The organism is Cupriavidus sp. 21MJTG02-4 (genome assembly GCF_057798975.1).
Map to the genome: position 1 here is coordinate 108045 of NZ_JBYOJP010000019.1, position 16379 is coordinate 124423.

The following is a 16379-nucleotide window of genomic DNA, read 5'->3' on the forward strand; positions in this document are numbered from 1 at the left end:
GGTTTGCTTATGCCCGCCTGGCTCGACGGTGCAATCTGTGGCTGCGTCGAGCGCCGGGCGTTTCCGGGATTCACTTTCCCGCCGTACGCCAGATCGCGCTCCCATCGACAGCTACAGCAACATGTCCACACCACTCTAGAGTGCAGGCTGGCCCAGGTCGCTCCGGTTCCAGACAACCTCAAGGCGGTCCATCGCCATCTTCATCTGGGCTTCGTTACTCGCGGCGAATCCGAGCTGGAATCCTCGAACCGGTTCTGCTTCAAGGAAATACTGCGATAACGGGGGGCACACGATGTTTGCATCGAGAGCGCAACGAAAGAAGGCCAGATCGTCTATCGGACACTTCGCAACAGCTGCCACGTTGAGTCCGGCAGCGTCCGAAACCACGGACAGTAAGGATCCAAATCGGCCCCTGATCATCTCCCGCAGCAGTGCGTGACGGCCGGCATAGATCTCACGCATGCGCCGAATGTGTGAATAGAGTGTGCCCCGCTCAATGAATTCGAGCATGGCCGCCTGGATGGCACCTGGGGGACAACTGTCGGACCAGGTTCGCATACTCAGAAAGACGTCTATCAGCCGGTCAGGCACTACCAGGTAGCCAACTCGCAAGGAAGGGAACATGATTTTGTTGAAGGTCCCCGCGTAGATGACTTGTGAAGCTTCGTCCGCGCCCTGGAGCGCTGGCAGTGGCGCACATCCATACCGGAACTCACTACTGTAGTCGTCTTCGAAAATGAAACATCGCTGACGATACGCCCAGTCCAACAAGGCGGCACGTCGAGGCACGCTCATGGTTACGCCCATCGGATATTGATGCGAAGGCGTTGTATAGAGCAACCGCACTCCCGCAGAGTCCGCGTCGGAAGGGACCATCACGCCTTGATCATCGACAGGAATTCCCCTTAGCGTGAGTCCGGCCGAAAGCATTGCATTTCGCGCCCCGAGAAAGCCGGGGTCTTCTATCAAAGCAGTGTCACCCGGCTCTGTCAGGACGCGTAAAGTCAGGTCGAACGCGTGCTGAGCCCCCGAAACGATGATGATTTGGTCCGGAGTACATCGGACGCCCCGAGCACTTCCCAGATAGGCAGCGAGCGCTTCTCGGAGGGGTCGGTAACCAGCGGGATCCCGACTTTCTAGCAGCGCCGAAGTCGCGTTCCTCCAGGCCTTCGCGCCGTATTCGCTCCACTCCCGATAGGGGAATTGGTCGATCGCCGGCATTCCAGGCGCAAAGGGGGTTGCACTGGACAGCATTTGCATGTTCATTTGCTGAGCGTTACCGATCAGAACATGCCTGGGAAGTTTGTCTCTTAAATCATATGCCGATGCGCTCCCCTCACGATGGAGCTTGGGGCGAGCCGCAGATATGCCAGTGCGTATTGGCATGTTCAAATCTGGCAGATGGTCGGACTGCCTCGCGCGCACTCGAGCGCCAGAGCCGACACGCGTCTCGATAAACCCCTGCTCATCCAGGCGCGTGAAGACCGCCAGAGCCGTCGTTCTCGCGATGTGCAAAGTCCGGGACATCTCCCGGGTAGACGGCAGTAGATCGCCCGGCTGCAGCGATCCACTGGCGATCATGCGGCGGACAGCGTGAACGATTTGGTCAACGATAGTCGAGTCGTTCGACCGATCTACCGTGACCAGGTCGAGCAACCTTGCCTTGGACGCTCTCGGTTTGCGATTGCTTCTCGGTTGCTGCTCCAAGTGGCTTGCTGCAACTTCAACAAGTGGCTTACCCACGCACTGTTCCTCTCTCTCGAAATGGCCTTGACCGACGGATTGTTAGAGAAAGTGGCTGGCCGCGAGTCGCGTGACAAACCTAGCAAGTGGCATGCCGGTTTGTCAACCCTGAATCTGGCGCTGCGTCTGCAGACGATCACTCTCTCTTGAGCGGCATGGCGGAATGGAGAGCGCGATGGTGTCAGGCGGAAGGGCGCGTTTCCCAATGGACCGAGTGGCTCACTCGCGAATCCCCTACTGGTCCTATTTCCAAAGGGAAACAGTCCTGGCCCTCTACACTGAATTTCATTGAAAATTGGAAACAATGATGAGCGACAAATACGAAACCACCTCCAGAACCACTCGGACCCGCAGGCCACACAGAGGCATTTATGACAAGGACGCCATTCTGCCATTCTCGACCAAGGATATATGTGCAACGTGGCGTACATCCACGAAGGATCGCCCCGCGTGCTGCCAACGGGCCACGGCCGTATTGGCGACAACATCTATATCCACGGTTCGAACCAAAGCACGATGTTGAAGGCGGCGTTGAGCGGCGACGTGTGTGTTCTAGTTACTCACGTTGACGGCTTGGTTCTTGCCCGGGCACTTTACAATCATTCGGTCAACTATCGGTCTGTAGTGATTTTTGGTCGGCCCGAGGAAGTTACGGACAAAGACGAAAAGTGCGCTTCTTTTGAGGCCTATGCACGCCATGTATTGCCCGGCAGGTTTCAGGACGTTCGGCCGCCGAGCGACAAGGAACTGAATAGCACTACCGTAATGCGGATCGATCACCGAGGCCGTTGCGAAAATGCGCTCCGGTCCTCCCACCGATTTCGACCATGATCTTGATCGGGAGTGTTGGGCGGGTGAGCAGCTGATCAAGCAGGTCTGCGCCGGGACCATCAAGGACCCGAATGGCCGGCAGGACGTGCCGACGCCTGATTACGTGAAAGACTACGAAGTCAACCCCGTAGTTGCGTCACACACAGTCGCCAACAGCTCGGACAGCCTGTAATCGCTCAGTAAGCCTGTAATCGCTCAGCAAAGAATGGCGCTGTTGCGTGCGAGACAGCTTCCCGGATATGAGGGCATGGCCAGGGTCCTGGCCATGCCCCCATATTTGCCTGGAGGGCGGCAACGATAGCCCGGAGCTCGGCATGTTGCTCCAAGGGTGCCCCGTGGCAGCGCCGTTTCCCTTGGGAACTACAGGTGCGAGCACTTAGCGTGGATGCGGGCACTCAGCCATAGCACGCGAGTTGGTGGTAACCCTGCTGCTCCCTTCACTGACTCCACCTAAAATGAGCAGCCAAGGCATTGCATGGGCTAAGGATCGGAGCGGGCGATGTGCGGATAAACTACGGACGGCTTGTAGGTAACGCTGTCAGGCGCCGCGTCGTAGGACTTTGCCGGGGCGGGCGTCAGTCAGCGTTGTGTCGTGCATCACGAGGGCTCCGTTGACGAAGACGTGAACCATGCCGGACGATTTCACGTTCGGACTTTCCAGCGTGCAGTGACTGGTGATTCGGTCCAGATCGAAAACCGCCACGTCTGCAAAGTAGCCTGCCTTGAGTTCTCCCCTCTCCTTGAGGTTGAACCTTCTTGCGGGCGTCCAGGTCAGTCGGCCGATAGCCTCTCCCACACCGAGCACACGCTGCTCCCGTACGTAGCTCTGCAGGAATGATGCTGCCCAGGAAAACGCGATCGGCGAAATTCGGAAGTCCTTCAACGGCCCGTCTTCACTGACAGACACCCCGTCCGAGATCACCATGCAATCCGGTTCCTGGATCAACTTGTCGATATCCGCGCGTTGCGATACCCGGCCGCACCACATCAGGTTCGAGAACCCGGCTCCTTCTTCAAACAGAAGATCGCAAATGCAGTCCCACGGGGATGTCCCGCGTTGGGCAGCGATCTGCTCGATCGTCTTCCCCATGTCGGTCGGATTTGCCTCGCTCTGGTAAAGCACCAAAAGATCCCATCTGCCATCGGTGAGAAGCTTCCAATTGGGGGAACGCGTTGACCTGCAATCGCTGACGAGAAGGCCCCGGCTTTAGCCGCGACCGAAGCTCGTGATTCTGCAGTTCGAGCGCCAAGGACGGAAGGGAAGCAATGACCTTGGTAGGTCCCCACTCGTGTGGAATGACGTCGAAACCCACGTCGACGCCGTCCTCGCGGGCCCAACGCACCATGTCGAGAAGGCGATCGGTGGCGCCCTGTGGCGCACCGTACTTGCGCGCAGCGTGCGAAAGCTGGAGTTTCGACTTGCTCGCTCGTGCCACTCCGAGCGCTTCTCCGATGCCCATCTCGATCAGCCAGTCCCGGTTGCGGACATGGGTCGCGTGGATGGCGTCGAACTCCGCGGTGATCGCACCTACCTGAAGCAGCTCGGCCGGACCCGCATACATTCCGCGCGCGTACTCGAGCCCCGTTGAGATGCCGATTGTTCCAGCATCGAGGGCATCACGAAGATACGTACCCATCGTCGCCAATTCGTCTGCGCTGGCCGCGGAGCTCGACGTTCCTTTGACAGCAAGGCGCACTGTGCCATGCCCACATACGACGCGACGTTCATGACAGGCTGCGTGGCCTCGAGTGCGTCCATGTACTCGTGGAATGTTCGCCAGGTGATCTCTGTCGAATCCAGGATGCCAAACAAGTGCGTCCGCAGCAATGCGGGGTCGTTGCAGGGTGCGCAGCTGGCGCTGCGGTTGCCGGTGATCTCGGTTGTGACGCCTTGACTGATCTGGCTCTGGACACGCGAGTCTTCTAGCAGTGCAGCGTCCGAGTGCGTATGGATGTCAATGAAGCCGGGCGTGACGATGAGTCCGGTGCAATCAATCTTCTCGCGCAGACCGCCCACATCGACGATGCCCTGCGCCACACAAAGGATTACGTTCGCAACCTACCGCCACAGTTCCCAAGAATGGTGCTGACTGGCCGTGACCAGCGACCACTTGGCCGCCGACAAGCAGGAAGTCGATATCCAACGTTATTCTCCTCAGTTCTCGACGTGAATGTTTTTGGATTTGATCACTTTGGCCCAGCGTGCATCTTCGTCCCGCAGGAACTGCGCGAACTGCGTCGGAGATTGCGGCTGGACCACCATCCCGCGAGTCCGCAAGTTACTCAGCACAGCCGGATCCTGCAGAACTGCCTGGATCTCCTTGGCCAAATAGTCCTTGATAGCCGCCGGCGTCTTTGCCGGTGCCACGATCCCGTACCAGAGCGCGACATCAACTTCAGGTAGTCCCTGCTCCGCGAACGTCGGAATCTCCGGATACGCGTCCATGCGCTTCGCGGAGGTAACGCCCAGTACTTTCATTTGCCCTTGCTTGGCGTACGTTACGGCCCGCTCGGCCGAAAGGAACATGAGGTCACCCTGACCGCCAATGAGTTGCGCAAGCGCTGGGGCGGTTCCGGGGTACGGGACGTGCAAAAGGTTCACACCCGTGGCCTGCTCCATCAGGGCGATTGCCGTATGCGCGGTGCTCCCGATGCCCCAGCTGAAAGCCGATATTGAACCTGGCTTGTCTTTCGCGAGCCTCACAAGTTCAGGTACCGTGTTGGCTTTCAAGGTGGGCTTGGCGACAAGCGCAAACGGCAACACGCCGATGAAGGCCACGGCGTCAAAATCCTTGGCGGTGTAGCTGATGTTCTTGTACACCAACGGATTGAGCACATTCGTTTCCGGAAGCGCCAGCAGGAGGGTGTATCCATCAGGCTTCGCACGAGCGGCCATGGTCGAGCCAAGGATACCGTTGGCTCCTGGCTTGTTCTCTACCACCACCTGCTGGTTAACCCGCGCGGAGAGCTTTTCGGCCATCAGGCGTGCAATACCATCGGTGTTACCTCCACCGGCCCAAGGCACGATAAGCCTGATGGGTCGCTCTGGATAGTTAGGTTGTGCAGATACCGGCAGAATGAAAGCAGCCAAGACAGCGCTGAGTACGACTTTGCGTAGATTCACGGTGGACTCCTTAAGGTTCTTGTAGCGATTAAGCAAATCTACAGGCGAAGATCCGCCGTTGTGTATGCCACTTTCTATGGAAATCGGAGACCAGTTGACCAGGGAATTTCGAGGCGCTCGGATAGTGCATTTGCGGCGCCGGATCCGGTGCATAGGCGCACGTTTGCAGTGCATTGGTGGGAAGACGAGGTCGCGCTGCGCTTTGCTGTCTGCGTGATGCCGAACTGAGCTCGTGAAGCGCGTCCTCAATGGGCAGGCTCTCAACAGCAACGCGATCAGCGATAATGCGCATTCAACAAATTCCGGCGGATGGGCGCGGTACCCGTGCCCGTGTCGAAAGTGCCCCATCGATGGACGTCACCTCGTCTGCCTGGCACCATGCCACGACTCTGGTACCCGGATCGGGGGTCGACGTAAGTATGAGATTCCGAATCTTCCTGAGATACTTGTTGCAGAATCTTTGGGGGAACAAGCCACCAATCGAAACCCAACAATCAGGGGAATGCAGTGACAGTCAGATTGAATGAATTCCAGCAGCCGATTGGCGCAGCTCTCCCGGGGTGGCAAGGTGCGCAGCTTCCCGGCGCTCATGGGCTCGTGGGGCGCTATTGCAAGCTCGAGCGCATTGACGTTGAGCGGCATGCGTCAGACCTCTATGAGGCTTACCAAGACGCTACTGATGGACGCGACTGGACCTATCTCTTTGTGGGCCCGTTCGACACATTCGAGGGTTACCGCACCTATCTAACCGGGGTCGCCACGCTGCCGGATCCAATGCATCACGCCGTGATCGACTTGGCCAGTGGAAAAGCAGTCGGCACTCTCGCCCTCATGCGCATCGATGCGCCGAACGGTGTGATTGAAGTGGGGAATATTGCGTACTCTCCCCGGATGAAGCGCACGCGCCTCTCCACCGAAGCCATGGCGGTTTTGCTCAAGTACGTTTTTGAAGATCTTGGCTATCGCCGTTTCGAGTGGAAATGCGACTCGCTGAACGCGCCGTCCCGCGCAGCCGCCCTGCGCTATGGCCTCACATTTGAAGGGATTTTCCGCCAGGCTATTGTTACCCGCGGGCGCAACCGCGATTCCGCATGGTATTCCGTCGTCGACGGCGAATACCCGACCCTACGCCGGGCGTACGACCGATGGCTGGCACCATCCAATTTTGATGGGAAGGGGAATCAATTGGAGACGCTGCGCACGCTCATCGCCCAAGAGATCCGATTCGGAGATCCAGTTGAGCAGTGACTTGGGTCGCGCCCATGGCCGCCAACCGGCCGCGTCAGCTTGTCGCCCTCGCCCCACGTACGTCGGTAACGGTCCGGCTAGCACCGTCTTCTGCAATTGAGGCGGTATAGGCAAGCTCGGGTGTCTTCGCGGGTCGCATAGGCGTCCGCTTAAATTAGGCGGACACCTATGAAGCCACTGCCCGGTCCTACTTCGGAGGGTCGCATCCAGCGACGCCGGTTCTCCGAGGCTTTCAAGCGCGATGTCGCCGCGCGGTGCATGCAGCCCAATGCGTCGGTCTCGGCGATTGCGCTGGCAACGGCCTCAACACGAATCAGGTCTTCAAGTGGCGCCGTATGGCCCTCGCTGGCGAGCAAGGCGCTTCGGCAACGATGCTGCCCGTGACTGTCGAGGACATCTCCTCCATGCCTGTCGCTTCCCCATTGCGGCATCTACACTGCGGGGCATGCAAACCGATCCCGCCACGCTCCCCGACGACATCGCTACCCTGAAGGCGATGATCATTGCGAGCGACAGCGCGTTACGAGATCGCGCGATCGATCACCAGGCCTCGATTGGGATGCGTTGCAACGAAAGCCAGTTGCAACGCCACCTCCAGTTCAGTACATCCTGCCGGGTCCATCGTAGAATTAGCTAATCTGCACAGCCGTTCAAACAATGTCCCGATTCGGTCCAGATCGGTCGGCGCCATCAGAGGCACCGCCGAACCTAACGCACGACACTGAAGCACCCGACGCAACTCAATCCAATCGCGGCGCAACGTCTCGTCGGGTCCCACAACGGTCGCTCCACGGTAGCGCTCCTGGCGAACAAGTCCTTCGGCCGCTAGCACAAGTAACGCTCGACTGAAACCGCTTCGAAAGCGCATCCTGACGCAGCACTGTTCCGATCGGCAACTGCCCGGTCCGTATGTCGTCTCTCAACCGAGCTACAATTTCTGAACAGCGCTGCATATTGCGGGCGACTAGATGATCAGTCCATGTGCGGGTAGCGATAGTCCGCTGCAGGTACCCAGGTTTCCTTGATCGTCCTGGGCGACGTCCAACGCTGCAGGTTCAGTACCGAGCCCGCCTTATCATTGGTTCCACTGCGGCGTCCTCCTCCGAACGGCTGCTGCCCCACAACTGCGCCAGTCGGCTTGTCATTGAAGTAGAAATTTCCTGCGCTGAACCGAAGGTGCTGCCGAGCCTCCTCCATTGCCTGCCGGTCATTGGCGAGGACCGCACCGGTAAGAGCATAGGGACTGGTACTATCCACCGTCGCCAGAATCTCCTTCCACGCGTGGTCCGGGTAGACCATCAACGAAAGCACCGGACCGAAGATTTCCTCGCGCATTGTGACCGCCTGCGGGTCGTTGACTTCGATAACAGTTGGCGTGACGAAATAGCCGTGACTATCGTCACACGTACCGCCGGCCAGGATGTTCTCGCCGGCCGACCGAGCATTGTTGATATAGCCTGAAATTCGTTCGAAAGCTTTCTTGTCGATGACTGCGCCGCTAAAGTTCTCCAGATCTTCAACGTCACCCATACGCACTGTCGCCAAGTCGTCGAGCAGTCGAGCCCTAACGCGCGGCCAAAGCGAGGCGGGAATATACGCGCGCGACGCGGCGCTGCACTTTTGGCCTTGATATTCAAAGGCGCCACGAAGGAGTGCGACGGCTACCGTCTCCGGATCGGCAGACACATGCGCAAGCACAAAGTCTTTCCCACCAGTTTCCCCCACTAGCCGAGGGTAGCCACGGTAGGCCGGCAGTCGTCGCGCTACTTGTTGCCACAGGGAATCAAACACCTCCGTAGAGCCAGTGAAATGCAATCCCGCGAAATCCGGCGATGCGAGAACTGTTTCCGATACAGTCGCGGCCGACCCGGGTACAAAATTGATTACCCCAGGAGGCAGACCCGCAGCCTCAAGCAGTTCCAGAAACAAGTAGTTGCTCAGTGAAGCCGTCAACGCCGGCTTCCATACGACGGTGTTGCCGAGCAGTGCTGGCGCCGTGGGCAAATTTCCCGCGATCGCAGTGAAGTTAAAAGGCGTAACGGCGTAAACGAAGCCCTCTAGCGGCCGATAGTCCATGGCATTGCGCATGCCCGGGCCGGAAATCGGTTGCTGCTGCAGCATGTCACGCGCGAACGAAACGTTGAATCGCAGGAAGTCAATCAGTTCACATGCCGAATCAATTTCGGCTTGAAATACCGTCTTGCTCTGGCCCAGCATCGTTGCGGCATTGAGCCTTTGTCGCCAAGGTCCGGCGAGCATGTCTGCCGCACGCAAGAAAACCGCAGCACGCGCCTCAAAAGGCATCGCTGCCCAGTCACCCTGCGCACAAACAGCGGAGGAGATCGCCCGGCTTACTTCCTCGGAACCGGCTTGACTGACCGAAGCGATCTGGCGACGGTGATCATGGGGCGCATGTAGTGACTGCTTGCGGCTACCGTTATACCGCTTCCCGTTGATGACAACGGGGATGTCTTCAACCACACCGCTGCGCTCCTTGAGAGCGGCGATGATAGCTGCCCGCTCCCGGGAGGAAGGGCCATAACTGAGAACTGGTTCGTTCTGTGGGAGGTCGTACGTCATAAAGATTCCTGTTTGGATAGCAGAATTGTGATGCGGATAGTTGGGGTTTCTAAGCTCGACTTAAGCGACACAGTATCGAACTAGTTCAACCGATGTAGGTGGCCGACGGAGGTGATCACCTGGTTGACCTGAATAGCCGCGCCGCCATTCCGACCAGGCCTTGCCGAAAAGTCAGAACACATACGATGAAAATCAGACCAGTTACCATGGGCACAGATTCGCCCAGCGTCTCAAACCACGTAAAACCCGTCGAACTGGAAAGGAACGCGCCGACATCACCCAACTTGTTTTCGATCGCAACGATCACGACAGCCCCGACAATTGGACCGGTTAGGGTCCCGAGTCCCCCCACGAGCGTCATCAAAATGACAGCCCCCGACATAGTCCAATGCACGTCCGTAAGAGTTGCGAAACCGAGCACCAGGGCTTTAAGCGTTCCCGCGAGTGCAGATAGACCGGCTGAGATCACAAATGCAATGAGCTTGAATCTGTCGGTGTCATAGCCAAGGGAGATTGCCCGCGGCTCGTTCTCCTTGATCGCTCGCAGCACTTGACCGAAAGGCGAATGAACGGTTCGAACGACTAGAGCGAAAGCCGCCACAAGTATCGCGATAGCGAAGTAGTAGAGCGCCAAATCGCTGTCGAGCGAGAATGTGCCAAATAGCTTGCCTCGCGGGATACCTTGCAAGCCGTCCTCTCCTCCGGTAAACGGCGCCTGGACAAAGATGAAGTACAGCATTTGAGCCAGAGCGAGCGTGATCATCGCAAAGTAGATGCCTTGTCTACGAATCGCCAGCGACCCCACCACATAGCCTAGTGCCGCCCCTGCTGCCGCCCCAAGTAAAAGACCGAGCTCCGGCGGTAGGCCCCACGCCTTCATTGCATAACCGGCCGCGTATCCGGCGCCACCGAAGAACGCTGCATGCCCGAATGACAGCAGCCCTGTGAAGCCGATCAGCAAGTTAAACGCACAGGCGAACAATGCGAAGCACAGAACCTTGAGCACCAGTACTGGATATGCGCCGTAAAAAGGGGCCAAAGTCAACGCCGAAAGCACAACCAGAAATGCGATGGCCCGCCCCTTCCATTTATATCCTTCAGCCTCCAATGATCCTGCCGAAGAATGCCTTACCTCGATCACTTGTCCTGTAGGTTCATTCATTATTTGTCTCTCCCAAACAGTCCGGCAGGACGAAGTAGCAATACGATTACCATGATGAAAAAGACGACGGTGGACGACGCTTGGGGGTAGAACACCTTTGTTAGACCCTCGATGACACCGAGCGCCAGGCCCGTGACGATCGACCCCATAATCGACCCCATGCCGCCGATCACTACCACGGCGAACACGACGATGATCAGGTTCTGCCCCATCAGCGGCGATACCTGGATCACCGGGGCGGCTAGCACGCCTGCAAATGCGGCCAGCGCCACGCCGAAGCCATAGGTCAGCGTGACCATCAGCGGCACATTGACGCCAAAGGCTTCCACGATCTTGGGGTTCTCGGTGCCCGCGCGCAGGTAGGCGCCGAGCTTGGTCTTCTCGATCGTGAACCACGTGGCCACGCAGACCACGACGGACGCCACCACCACCCAGGCGCGATAGTTCGGCAGCACCATGAAGCCGAGGTCCGTGGCGCCTTGCAGCGCGTCGGGCGGCGAATAGGGCAGGCCGGAGACGCCGTAGGCCGAGCGCATCACGCCTTCGATCACCAGCGTGATGCCCAGCGTCAGCAGCAGGCCGTAGATGTGGTCGAGCTTGTAGATGAAGCGCAGCATCGACTTTTCGATCGCCACGCCGATCACTGCCACCACGAGAGGCGACAGCACCAGCATGACCCAGTAGCTTAGGCCGGCGCATTCCATGCCGGCCCACGCCAGCACGGCACCGAGCATAAACAGCGCGCCGTGCGCGAAGTTGATCACGTTGAGCAGGCCGAAGATCACGGCCAGGCCCAGGCTCAGCATCGCGTAGAACGCACCGTTGACGAGCCCCAGCAGCAACTGGGACAGCAGCGCCGGCAGGGGGATTCCAATATCGAAGTTCATGTGAAGCGGGTTCCCTCGTTGTGCCGGCCTATACGCCAAGCAGTTCGTTCAGCACCGGCATCTTGGCCTGCAGCTCGGCGGCGGCAAAGCGCTCGACGATGGCGCCGTGCTCCATCACGTAGAAGCGGTCGGCCAGCGGCGCGGCAAAGCGGAAGTTCTGCTCCACCATCACCACGGTGTAGCCCTTCTTCTTGAGCATCAGGATCATGCGTGCCAGCGCCTGCACGATCACCGGCGCCAGCCCCTCCGAAATCTCGTCGAGCAGTAGCAGGTTCGCGCCGGTGCGCAGGATGCGGCCCACGGCCAGCATCTGTTGTTCGCCGCCAGAGAGCCGCGTGCCCTGGCTCTGCTTGCGCTCGCGCAGGTTCGGGAACATGTCGTAGATCTCGGCCTCGCTCATGCCCGGCGTGTCGCCACCCTTGGCGCCCTTGAGCACCGGCGGCAGCAGCAGGTTCTCTTCGCACGACAGGCTGGAGAAGATCGCCCGCTCTTCCGGGCAGTAGCCGATGCCGTAGTGCGCGATCTTGTGCGTGGGCAGGCCGATGGTCTCGTTGCCGTTGATCCTGATCGATCCCTTGCGCGCGCCGGTCAGACCCATGATCGCGCGCATCGTGGTGGTGCGCCCGGCGCCGTTGCGGCCCAGCAGCGTGACCACCTCGCCGCGATTCACGGTCAGGTCCACGCCGTGCAGGATGTGCGACTCGCCGTACCAGGCGTGCAGGTCCTTGATTTCCAGTGCAGGTGTGTTCGCGGTCATCAGTGCGCTCCCTGCAGTTCGGCGTCGGCGGTGCCCATGTAGGCTTCCATCACGCGCGGGTCTTTCGACACTTCGGCGTACGGGCCTTCGGCCAGGATGGCGCCGCGCTGCAGCACCGTGATCTTGTCGGCGATCGACGAGACCACGTTCATGTTGTGCTCGACCATCAGGATGGTGCGGCCGGCCGACACCTTCTTGATCAACTGCGTCACGCGGTCCACGTCTTCGTGACCCATGCCCTGCGTGGGTTCGTCCAGCAGCATCAGCTCGGGCTCCATCGCTAATGTCGTGGCAATTTCAAGAGCTCGCTTTCGACCATAAGATAGATTTACTGTCGCGGTTTCAGCGAACTCCGCGAGCCCCACTTCTTCGAGTAGTTCAATCGCTCGACGATCTAGTACCTTCAGGGTCTTTTCGCTTCGCCAAAAGTGATAGGAGGTGCCAAGCTTTCGCTGTAGCGCAATGCGCACGTTCTCGAGCACGCTCATGTGGGGGAAAACCGCCGAGATCTGAAACGATCGGATGATTCCTCGTCGGGCAATCTGAGCCGGCTTGTCCCTTGTAATATCCACACCATCAAAGAGAATGGTCCCTGCCGATGGCTCGAGGAACTTCGTGAGCAAGTTGAAACAAGTCGACTTGCCTGCGCCGTTCGGCCCGATCAGGGCATGGATGCTTCCCTTCCGGACGCATAGATTCACGCCATCAACCGCGCAAAAGCCATTGAAGCGCTTCGTCAGCCCCTCAACCTCCAAAACATTCGACGACATTGACGTACCTGATGTGTTTTCTGGCCCCAGCTTCTGGCGGCCATGACGGCAGAGCCGCGTTCGCGGCCCTGCTACCTGCTTATCGCTGCTTACGGGACGGGCCGAGATAGTTTCGGGCGTAGTCGGGGGTTGTGATCCCGGGCTTTAACCGGGCATCGTCCTGGACATCCCCTGGCACGATGCTTAGGGGAATCACGCCTGCCCAAGCTTCTAGTTCGTAGTCGGATTCGACATCCTTCACCCCGATATCGCGGACTTTGGCGGAAACCTCCTCGAGAGGAAACTTCAGGACCAGGGTTGCTCCTATCTCGCTATCCTTGTGCTGACGCACGCGGTGCCCAGGCAGAACATCGTCGATGACGGCGTAGAGCAACTTGGCCTTCTCCTCCGGATCGTCGACGACGACTCCCTTGCCGAAGATCACCACGGATCTGTAATCGACGCTGCATCCGAAACCGGACCGCCCAGCGACGATGCCGTCCACATGGGTAATGGAGATGCATGCGGGCACACCTTGCGCCAGCGTTGTCAACATGCGATTCTGAGGACTACCGTGCAGGTAGACGTTCTCGTCCACACGAAGAATCGTGGTTGGAATGATCCGTGGTGCACCGTCCGCCACGAAGGCGACGTGGCACACCAACGCTTCATCAATGATCGAGTGCACGAGTTCTCGGTCATAGTGTCCGCGCTCCGGACGCCGGTGGATGTGGGTATTCTCGGTTACCTGATAATCTGACACGGCACTTACCTCAAGCTTCAGCCTTTTGCGGCCCTTTGATCAGGTCATCACCTTCATAGGCGTTCCGCTTGCCAGAGTATTGGCCTGTGCTGTACTCGAGGAGTTGCTCATACAGCGCGGTCGGCACAGTCACACCCTCAACCGCGGTGCGCTTGCGCGCCTCATATCGGCGGTCGGAAGGCAAGCGCGTACCCTTTTGCTCAAGGATCTTGGTAAACAGGCGTTCACCATGTGCGAGTTGAGCGGCACGGTCGCCGTTTTGAAGGCAGCGAACTGGGTCGATGGCAATGATAAGTTCGCCGCCACAAGGCGCGCCGGTGTTTGCCACGTCCTTTTCCCCGGCTTCAAAGCTAAGCAGATCACCAACAAGCGGACCTGCTAGCAGTTCGACCATCATGGCGATCGCTGCACCCTTGACTCCCCCGAATGGCAACTGGGCGCCGGCGAGTGCAGTTGCGGGATCGGTTGTCGGTTGTCCGTCCGGACCAACCGCCCAGCCTTCCTCTAACGGTCGACCGTCTCGCAGCCGCACCTGAATCTCGCCGCGAGCGCTCGCGCTCGAAGCTTGGTCGAAAACGACCGGCGGGTGATTTGCGCGCGGCCACGAGAAGGCCATCGGATTTGTGCCATAGAGCGGCTTGGTACCACCTGCGGGCGCGACGTACGGACTGGCGGCGACAAAGGCGAACCCGACAAGGCCTTGGTCTGCGAGTCGCTCTACCTCCGGCCAGAGTGCCGACACGCTCAACGCGTTGTTGATTGCCACGGCAGCAATGCCGGTCTCTTTGGCGAGCTCCGCGAGGGGCGCATCGGCGACTTCCAGTGCAAGCGGCGAGAAGCCATAGTGCGCGTCGACTTTGATCACCGCCGGCGCCAGCCTGGATACCGTGGGCTCAGCATCGCCCGACGCTTGCCCTGCGCGGAATGCGTTGACGTAGAACGGGATGCGGAACAGTCCATGGTGACGGCATTCATCGCGTTCCGCCGCGGTCACGGTATTGGCGATAGCCGTCGCATGGCGTTCATTGAAGCCTTGCGCCAGAAGCAGACGTTTTGCAAGCGCGTGGACTTCTTCAAGCTTCAACTGGATATCGTAGTGCACAACTATTCTCCTGGATCGGGTAGGTGGAAAGATGTTCTGGTGTCTCGATTACTTGCGCGCGAGAGGACATGCGCTCTCCGAGAGAGGCTGGAATGCCTCCTTGGCCGGCACCGTTTCGATGACCTTGTAGTAATCCCAAGGGGCTTTAGATTCAGTGGGCTTCTTGACTTCAACGAGGTACATGTCATGCATCACCTGGCCGTCTTGACGGATCCAGCCGTTGTCGGTGTACATGTCCTTAATGGGAAGCTCGCGCATCTTCTCCGCCACCACTGCTGCGTCGTCGGTCTTCGCCGCTTCGATAGCCTTCAGGTAATGACGCACTGCGGAGTACACACCCGCCTGAGTCATGGTCGGCATCGCCTTGCGGCGTTCGAAGAACTTGCGCGACCACGCACGGGTAGCCTCATTGCGATCCCAGTAAAAAGCCGTCAGAAACTGAAGACCCTGTGCACTCTTCAGCCCCATACTGTTCACGTCAGTGATGAACACGGCGGGTGCAGCCAAGGACTGTTTGCGCGTGATGCCGAATTCAGCGGCTTGCTTCACGGTGGAGGCCATGTCGCTACCTGCACTCGCAGACACGACCACCTTGGCCCCGGAGTTTTGGGCCTGAATTAGGTAAGAACTCAGGTCAGGCGAATTTAGAGGAAATTTCACCTCCCCAAGAACTTTGCCTCCAGCGTCAGTGACTGTCTTGCGGATGTCTGCGGCAAACGCATGGCCGAATGCGTAATCAACAGTCATCAGGTACCAGCTGTCATATCCTCGCTTGGTGAGCATCTTCGCCAGGCCGTGGCCATTGCTGTACGAGTTGTAGACCCACTGAGTTGAGTACGGAGAGCAAGCCTTGCCAGTGAATTCGCTCGAAGCCGCAGCAACGAGGGTGATCTTCTTACGCTCGGCGGCAAGTCCCTGCACCGCCAGGCCGACGCTGGAGTTAGAAAAGTCTGCGATCGCATCTACGCCGTCGCGGTCGAACCACTGGCGGGCTTTCGTTGCGCCAACATCAGCTTTGTTCTGATGGTCCCCCACGACCAGTTCGACCTTACTGCCAGCAACCTTCCCTCCAAACTCCTCGATCGCGAGCCGAGCCGCTTCAACGGAGCCTCTGCCAGCCAAGTCGGAGTACGGGCCGGATTGATCATTGAGAATGCCGATCTTGATGACGCCGTCGGAAATTTGTGCATGTGCACTAAACGAAACCAACGCCACCGGCACGGTTGCCAGAAGATTGCGTGCTAGGAGCTTTACGGCCTGCTGGATTCTCGACATGATGGGTTCCTTGAAGGTGTAGCAAGAGAAATTGCGCGGGATGCAAATCATATTGCATGGTACACACTATTGCCTACTGCGAAATGTTTTTTCGTCCAAGACAACATTTCGTGCGCGAATGTTGTCGAAGTGGGCGATCAGGAAAAGGCTAAACGGTG

General features: G+C 58.7%; 16 protein-coding genes. 3 read left to right on the forward strand and 13 right to left on the reverse strand.

Annotation, left to right across the window (positions count from 1 at the left end; translation table 11 throughout):
• Positions 1-135 precede the first annotated feature (135 nt).
• The gene (pdxR, locus tag AC3FKH_RS28995) at positions 136-1581 is read right to left on the reverse strand and encodes a MocR-like pyridoxine biosynthesis transcription factor PdxR (RefSeq protein WP_488679164.1); all 1446 of its coding nucleotides are present in this window, start codon (positions 1579-1581) and stop codon (positions 136-138) included.
• A 12-nt stretch (positions 1582-1593) separates the two neighbouring features.
• Between pdxR and AC3FKH_RS29000 the strand changes: the two genes are divergently transcribed.
• Together AC3FKH_RS29000 and AC3FKH_RS29005 are read left to right on the forward strand one after the other, a co-directional pair.
• A complete protein-coding gene (locus tag AC3FKH_RS29000) occupies positions 1594-1893 on the forward strand; it encodes a hypothetical protein (RefSeq protein ID WP_488679167.1) in 300 nt (99 codons plus the stop codon).
• 243 nt (positions 1894-2136) lie between these two features.
• On the forward strand, positions 2137-2574 hold the full coding sequence (locus tag AC3FKH_RS29005) for a pyridoxamine 5'-phosphate oxidase family protein (protein ID WP_488679165.1): 438 nt from the start codon (positions 2137-2139) through the stop codon (positions 2572-2574).
• A 538-nt stretch (positions 2575-3112) separates the two neighbouring features.
• Here AC3FKH_RS29005 and AC3FKH_RS29010 read toward each other — a convergent pair.
• From AC3FKH_RS29010 to AC3FKH_RS29025, 4 genes are all read right to left on the reverse strand, one after another.
• Positions 3113-3664 carry an amidohydrolase family protein gene (locus AC3FKH_RS29010; protein ID WP_488679142.1) on the reverse strand — a complete coding sequence of 184 codons (552 nt, stop codon included), beginning with the start codon at positions 3662-3664 and terminating at the stop codon, positions 3113-3115.
• Complete coding sequence (locus tag AC3FKH_RS29015) at positions 3588-4211, reverse strand: hypothetical protein (RefSeq protein WP_488679168.1); 624 nt, start codon at positions 4209-4211, stop codon at positions 3588-3590. The genes AC3FKH_RS29010 and AC3FKH_RS29015 overlap by 77 nt, the downstream gene beginning before the upstream one ends.
• Positions 4103-4612 carry an amidohydrolase family protein gene (locus tag AC3FKH_RS29020; protein WP_488679143.1) on the reverse strand — a complete coding sequence of 170 codons (510 nt, stop codon included), beginning with the start codon at positions 4610-4612 and terminating at the stop codon, positions 4103-4105. The genes AC3FKH_RS29015 and AC3FKH_RS29020 overlap by 109 nt, the downstream gene beginning before the upstream one ends.
• 117 nt (positions 4613-4729) lie before the next feature.
• Positions 4730-5698, reverse strand: coding sequence for a Bug family tripartite tricarboxylate transporter substrate binding protein (locus AC3FKH_RS29025; RefSeq protein WP_488679144.1), 969 nt, complete (start codon positions 5696-5698; stop codon positions 4730-4732).
• 507 nt (positions 5699-6205) lie between these two features.
• On the opposite strand from AC3FKH_RS29025, the gene AC3FKH_RS29030 reads away from it, so the two are divergent.
• A complete protein-coding gene (locus AC3FKH_RS29030) occupies positions 6206-6946 on the forward strand; it encodes a GNAT family N-acetyltransferase (protein WP_488679145.1) in 741 nt (246 codons plus the stop codon).
• A 972-nt stretch (positions 6947-7918) separates the two neighbouring features.
• Here the strand turns inward: AC3FKH_RS29030 and pruA are convergent.
• From pruA to AC3FKH_RS29070, 8 genes are all read right to left on the reverse strand, one after another.
• Positions 7919-9526, reverse strand: coding sequence for an L-glutamate gamma-semialdehyde dehydrogenase (pruA, locus tag AC3FKH_RS29035; protein WP_488679146.1), 1608 nt, complete (start codon positions 9524-9526; stop codon positions 7919-7921).
• A 115-nt stretch (positions 9527-9641) separates the two neighbouring features.
• Positions 9642-10688, reverse strand: coding sequence for a branched-chain amino acid ABC transporter permease (locus tag AC3FKH_RS29040; protein ID WP_488679147.1), 1047 nt, complete (start codon positions 10686-10688; stop codon positions 9642-9644).
• The gene (locus tag AC3FKH_RS29045; protein ID WP_488679148.1) at positions 10688-11575 is read right to left on the reverse strand and encodes a branched-chain amino acid ABC transporter permease; all 888 of its coding nucleotides are present in this window, start codon (positions 11573-11575) and stop codon (positions 10688-10690) included. Before AC3FKH_RS29045 ends, AC3FKH_RS29040 begins: the two co-directional genes overlap by 1 nt.
• A 28-nt stretch (positions 11576-11603) precedes the next feature.
• The gene (locus AC3FKH_RS29050) at positions 11604-12335 is read right to left on the reverse strand and encodes an ABC transporter ATP-binding protein (RefSeq protein ID WP_459377443.1); all 732 of its coding nucleotides are present in this window, start codon (positions 12333-12335) and stop codon (positions 11604-11606) included.
• Complete coding sequence (locus AC3FKH_RS29055) at positions 12332-13102, reverse strand: ABC transporter ATP-binding protein (RefSeq protein ID WP_488679149.1); 771 nt, start codon at positions 13100-13102, stop codon at positions 12332-12334. Before AC3FKH_RS29055 ends, AC3FKH_RS29050 begins: the two co-directional genes overlap by 4 nt.
• A 79-nt stretch (positions 13103-13181) precedes the next feature.
• Positions 13182-13844 carry a pyridoxamine 5'-phosphate oxidase family protein gene (locus tag AC3FKH_RS29060; protein ID WP_459376891.1) on the reverse strand — a complete coding sequence of 221 codons (663 nt, stop codon included), beginning with the start codon at positions 13842-13844 and terminating at the stop codon, positions 13182-13184.
• Between the two features lie 10 nt (positions 13845-13854).
• Positions 13855-14946, reverse strand: a complete 1092-nt coding sequence (locus AC3FKH_RS29065; protein ID WP_488679150.1) for an Ldh family oxidoreductase — start codon at positions 14944-14946, stop codon at positions 13855-13857.
• Between the two features lie 48 nt (positions 14947-14994).
• On the reverse strand, positions 14995-16221 hold the full coding sequence (locus AC3FKH_RS29070) for an ABC transporter substrate-binding protein (protein WP_488679151.1): 1227 nt from the start codon (positions 16219-16221) through the stop codon (positions 14995-14997).
• Positions 16222-16379 lie beyond the last annotated feature (158 nt).